The sequence below is a fragment of the Methylobacterium sp. CM6241 genome, from assembly GCF_054817845.1.
Window position 1 is genome coordinate 75,001 of the sequence record NZ_CM139246.1, and the last position, 5,000, is coordinate 80,000.

Sequence of the window (5,000 nt, forward strand, 5' to 3'; positions counted from 1 at the left end):
GATCCTGTCCGTTCATGCCGTAGGCGAGGATGGTCTGGGGATGCAGCGCATCGAACAAGTCGAAACTGTCCCACCAACCATCGACGCTGCGCATGACGACGAAGCGCGCCTCCGGCTTCAGGCCGACATGAGCGAGCAGGCCTGCGAGCGGCACTCCCGTCCACCCGGCAATGGCGGACCATCCCTGCTCGCAGCTGTGCAACGTGATCTGCGTTCGGGCCGGCATCGCCTTGAGGTCGGCTAGGGAAAACGCTCCCGGCCTTTCCACGAGACCGGTCACCGGCAGCTTCCAATCCGTGAAACCGAGGGACTTCGATGTCTTGTAGCCGGGATCGTTCGGATCGGTCGTGTTGATCGTCGGAAAGACGGCCGAGATCGCCTCGGGTCCGAACTCCCGGACGAGGGGCTGGCGCCGGAGAAGCCAACGCTGAACGGCGAAGGTCAGGCCGTTGCTCCAATCATAGGGCGTCGCCAGACGGCTCAACGCCGGCGCATCGCAACCGCCGAGGAAACCGGCCCCGACGAGACCGGCCGATCCCGCCAGAAGCCGACGCCGGGAAAGATCGGTCATCGTTCCGTCTCCCTGGGGATGGTGAAGCGCCCCGTGATCATCGAACGCATGAGATTGGCCGCGCCGCCGACGAAGACCTGCGCCACGTGGATGAGCAGGAACAACACGAGCAGGCTGGCCACCAGAAAATGGATGGTCCGCGCGGATTGGCGGCCACCGAACAGGGTGAAGAGCTCGGGAAACGCCGTCGTGAAGCCCGGCGACATGGTGAGGCCAGTGAGCACCATGAGCGGAAACAGGATCAGGACAACGCCGAGATAAGCGAATTTCTGCAACGCGTTGTACCGAAGCGCCTCGTTGCCGCGCGCCTTCTCGAACCTGACGTGATCACTGATTTCCCGGGCGAGATGCCGGGCGGACAGTTGATCCCTGTTCGGCACCAAGTTCTTGCGAAGATGTCCGCTCGCCAGAACGAGGAGAAGATAGGCGAGCCCGTTGATCACCAGGATCCAGGCGGCGAGGAAGTGCAGGTTTCTGCCCCAGCCGGTCTGTTCGAGATTCACCGGTAGGGGAAGTTCGAGCCATGCCGGGGCGCCGTTGGCACCCGTCTCGCCCCAGAACAATCGCGGCAGAGCGAGGAGGATGGCGATTCCACTGATCAGCAGGACCAGGAAGGCTGCAGCATTCACCCAATGGGTCAATCGCAGCCAGACAGGGTGCCGGAATACGGTGCGGCGGGATTGTGGGCCCGCCTCCTTCGCCACCGCGCGAAGGTCAGGAGATGCGGGTGAGGACATCGAGCCGGTACCGATCGGTGCGATGACGATGAGTGACGTGGATCGACGAGTCGAGGATGTCGATGAGCTGGTCCGAAGCCGCGTCCCCCGTCTGCGGATAATGGGTCGGCCCGGTCCAATGGACCAGCGCGATGGTGCCTCCCGTGTCGAGCGTGCCGAGAATCCGCTCAGCCAGGCGGGGCATGTCGGCTGCGTCGAAAAAGTAGAGGACCTCGGATATTAGGATCAGGTCGAACCGGCCGGCAGGCCATTGGCTGGGAGCGTGCAACCGCTCAAAGCTCACATGCGGCGCCTCCCGACAGCGCTCACGTGCCTGTTCGAGGGCCTTCTCCGCGGTATCGACACCGATGAGGGTGTCGCATCGGGCTGCCAACGCCTTGGTGAACACGCCGATCGAACAGCCTATCTCCAGAGCCGACGCGTAATGCGGCTTCGGCAACGCTTCCAGCGTCGCCGCATACTTGGCGGCCTCGTATTCGCTTGTGGCGAACTGCCAGGGATCGGGATCCTCGGCGTAGCGGTTGTCGAAATAATCGGGCGGCATCGTCTGCGAATGACGCGTCATGGCACATCTCCGGAATCACGCCAGAGATCTCCGGCGGACACGGTCTCACCAAGGACATAACGCGCGGCCGATGTCAGCGCGAAATCCGGTGCCGGCTGGCGAAGATAGGTGGCGAGATCGCGCGAGGCGCGTTCGAGGGGATGATCGCGAAGGAAACCCTGCAGCCCCACGGAGCGCTGGGCGAGCTGGAGCACGGAAAGTCCCGCTGTCTCGACGGCAGTTCGCGCCAGATGAACATAGGCCACGATCCGCTCGGGATGGAGATTGTCTTCGAAGACGATACGGGCGGCGCGCTCCACCCATAGGCGGGCTGTCTCGGTGGCGATCAGCCCCTCTCCCAGCCGCGCCGATTGATGGGGATCAGGTCCCCGGCCGGTCCGGCGGAGGTGATCGCGCCAGATGTCGATGACACCCTCGATCCCCCCGAGCTGGACGGCAGCGAAACGCCAGGCTCCACCGAAGAAATACGGCTGTCGCGAGTAGGAATCCGGCTCGCCCAGCAGCTCACCCGATCCGATAGGGAGGCCGGTCAGATCGACCTTTCCCGTCGCCGAGGCACGCATGCCATGCGCCCGCCAATCGGACAGATCCGCCCGCGTGCCGGGCGTCAGTTCCGGTATCACCATGAAGGCGAGATCGCCGGGAACCGTGCGGGCGGTGACCAGGGGGCGGCTGACGAAACCGGCCCCGGATGCGAGGATCTTGCCGGCCCTCAAGCGATAGCCGCCGGCCACTTCCTCGAGCTTCAGCCCGTCATCGAAAAGTTCGGTGTTCCAGACGCCGAAAAGATGCCCCTGCCGCGCGTCGTCGAACAGTCGCGCACGCTGAGAACGGTCGCCGTAGCGCGCGACCAATTGGAGCGCGTTGACATGGCCCTCATAGATCCGGCCGAGGGCGAGGCTTCCACTCCCGATGATGCGCAACACGCTACAGAGGTCTGCGGCCCCCGGTTCTTCGCCAAGCCCAGCGCCGTCCTCGTCCCGCGGGATCGGCGCGGCAAGCAGGCCGAGCGTGCGAAGACGCTCCACATCGGCCGCGGGAAACCCGCCATCGTGATCATGCTCGGCCGCCCGTGCAGCCGCTGCCCTGGCGGCAATCCTCGCCGCATTCGTGGGATCGAAAGTGGTGTGGGCGACCGGTGTCGGTTGGTCCACGCTGTTCATCCTCTCCACGCGGGCGTCGCATCCGTTATGATAAATATTTATGACATAGGAATAGCGTGACAGATATACTTCGTTCTGCCTTCCGCCGTGCGACACCCAGGCGCGGACATTCTACGATTTACCTTGGATTCTTGATCGGCCGATGACGGGCGATCTGACGCTCCACCGGGCCGCCAGACCGGCGGCAACGCTGGTCATGGGTGAACGACCGTAGGACGGGCTGGTTCGGCAGCATCGCCACCCATGACGTGCATCGTCCTCGCAGCCAGGGATCCACAACTCCAAAAAAGCCGGTTTATCCCCATATCGGTTATAGGCGGCGGGTCCGAGATCGGGCAGCCTCCTCGCGGCTCTGTAATCGCCTTCGGTGCGGCTTTGCCGAGCTTCATGTCCGGGCTTTTGCCTCACCCGTTCCAGGATCGGTCCCCATGGCGCGAAAGCGCGTTCCTTCCACCGTCGATCTCCTGATGGAAGCCGTCGCCCGCCTCGGCCTTCCGCCACGTTCCGTCGATATCGAGGGGCTGCGGCTCCAACTCGACCTTCCGGAATTCGGCGGTTACGTCGACGATGCGCGTGTGGGCAAGGCGCTACGGCGAATGAAGGCCGTGCATGCCTTCGCCAAGGCCGGAGCGGAAGCGGTCGCCAGAAGCGTGCCGGGGCTGAAGGTGACGATCGCCGCTAACGACACGCTGATATGGCGGGTGCGCGTGATGCTACCGCTCCTCGATGGCGGTCGCATGGACGTGCGGGTCGAGGTCCCGCTGGACGGCGTCGCCAGTGACATCGTCTCGGGCATGGCGGAGCGCAACGACCCCGCCTGGCGCATCGAAACGTTGCGAACGGCGGTCGCCGAGATCACCGCAAAGACGGGACGGACGCTCCGTCCCTCCCTCGAACGCCTCAGGGACGCCATCGCCGGGGATCTGCGAGAGGTCGGCGCCGACGCCGTCACCTATATCGACCATATGGACCGCTCGCTCCGCTCACGGGTGTTCCATGACGGACCGAATCTCGGCCGATCCATGAGCGATACGCTGGCTCCGGTGCGGAAACGCGCGAAGCTCGTCGCAAGGGAGGATTCGCGCTTGCGGCGCCTGCGCGACCAGGTCGGGTTCGGTGCGTATATCGAGAAGTTCACGGCCGCCCGACGCCTGGGCCGCCGCATCATCTTCCATATGGGGCCGACCAATTCCGGCAAGACCTACGCGGCCCTGCAACATTTGGCGGCGGCCCCAACCGGCACCTATCTGGCGCCGCTGCGCCTGCTCGCACTCGAGAATTACGAGGGATTGGCCGAGCGCGGCCTGAAGGCCGGGATGGTGACCGGCGAAGAGGTTCTCGGTGAGGAGAGACCGACCCACACATCGCGGACCATCGAAACCGCCGACCTGACGCGGCCCATCGATGTTGCCGTGATCGATGAGATTCAAATGCTCTCCGACCCGGACCGGGGCTGGGCCTGGACCAATGCTCTGTTCGGCATCCCGGCGAAGACCGTCATCGTCTGCGGGTCGGACGATGCACTCGCCGCTGTCCGGCGCGCGGCGGAGGCCGCCAACGAATCGCTCGAGGTCATCACCTTCGTTCGCAAGACACCCCTGGTTCTTATGGAGGAACCGGTTTCCTTGGAAAATGTGGAGCCGGGTGACGCCGTCGTCGCCTTCTCGCGTCGTGCCGTCCACGAGAATCGTGAAATCCTGGTCGCGGCCGGACATAGCGTGGCGACGATCTACGGCGCCCTGTCTCCCGAGGTGCGGAGGGCGGAGGCGGCACGCTTCCGTACCGGTGAGGCCACCGTATTGGTGACCACGGACGCGATCGGCATGGGCCTCAACCTCGGTCCCCTGAAACGCATCGTCTTTTCCGCCACAAGGAAATGGGACGGTGTCGGCGAGCGTGCGCTGACAAACTCAGAGATTCGTCAAATTGCCGGTCGCGCTGGACGGTTCGGACATCAGGATGTC

The 5,000-nt window shown here is 64.4% G+C and carries 5 protein-coding genes (2 of these 5 only partly in view); 1 reads left to right on the forward strand and 4 read right to left on the reverse strand.

The window, feature by feature from the left end; genetic code table 11:
- The 4 genes in view from ACYQR9_RS00315 to ACYQR9_RS00330 are tightly spaced (each overlapping or abutting the next) and all read right to left on the reverse strand, a layout consistent with a single transcriptional unit that may run on beyond the window.
- Window positions 1-571: the 5' portion of a molybdopterin-dependent oxidoreductase gene (locus tag ACYQR9_RS00315; protein ID WP_461228335.1), read on the reverse strand. It extends 170 nt beyond the left edge of the window; the window shows 571 of its 741 coding nt (coding positions 1-571); its start codon is at window positions 569-571; the stop codon falls past the left edge of the window.
- Window positions 568-1,308, reverse strand: coding sequence for a cytochrome b/b6 domain-containing protein (locus ACYQR9_RS00320; RefSeq protein ID WP_461228336.1), 741 nt, complete (start codon window positions 1,306-1,308; stop codon window positions 568-570). The genes ACYQR9_RS00315 and ACYQR9_RS00320 overlap by 4 nt, the downstream gene beginning before the upstream one ends.
- Window positions 1,286-1,873, reverse strand: a complete 588-nt coding sequence (locus ACYQR9_RS00325) for a class I SAM-dependent DNA methyltransferase (protein ID WP_461228337.1) — start codon at window positions 1,871-1,873, stop codon at window positions 1,286-1,288. The genes ACYQR9_RS00320 and ACYQR9_RS00325 overlap by 23 nt, the downstream gene beginning before the upstream one ends.
- Window positions 1,870-3,036 (reverse strand): acyl-CoA dehydrogenase family protein, encoded by a 1,167-nt coding sequence (locus ACYQR9_RS00330; RefSeq protein WP_461228338.1) that lies wholly within the window; start codon window positions 3,034-3,036, stop codon window positions 1,870-1,872. The genes ACYQR9_RS00325 and ACYQR9_RS00330 overlap by 4 nt, the downstream gene beginning before the upstream one ends.
- 428 nt (window positions 3,037-3,464) lie before the next feature.
- Here ACYQR9_RS00330 and ACYQR9_RS00335 point away from each other — a divergent pair, with 428 nt between their 5' ends.
- A protein-coding gene (locus ACYQR9_RS00335) for a helicase-related protein (protein ID WP_461228339.1) crosses the window boundary here: on the forward strand, window positions 3,465-5,000 show its 5' portion. 606 nt of this gene lie beyond the right edge of the window; the window shows 1,536 of its 2,142 coding nt (coding positions 1-1,536); its start codon is at window positions 3,465-3,467; the stop codon falls past the right edge of the window.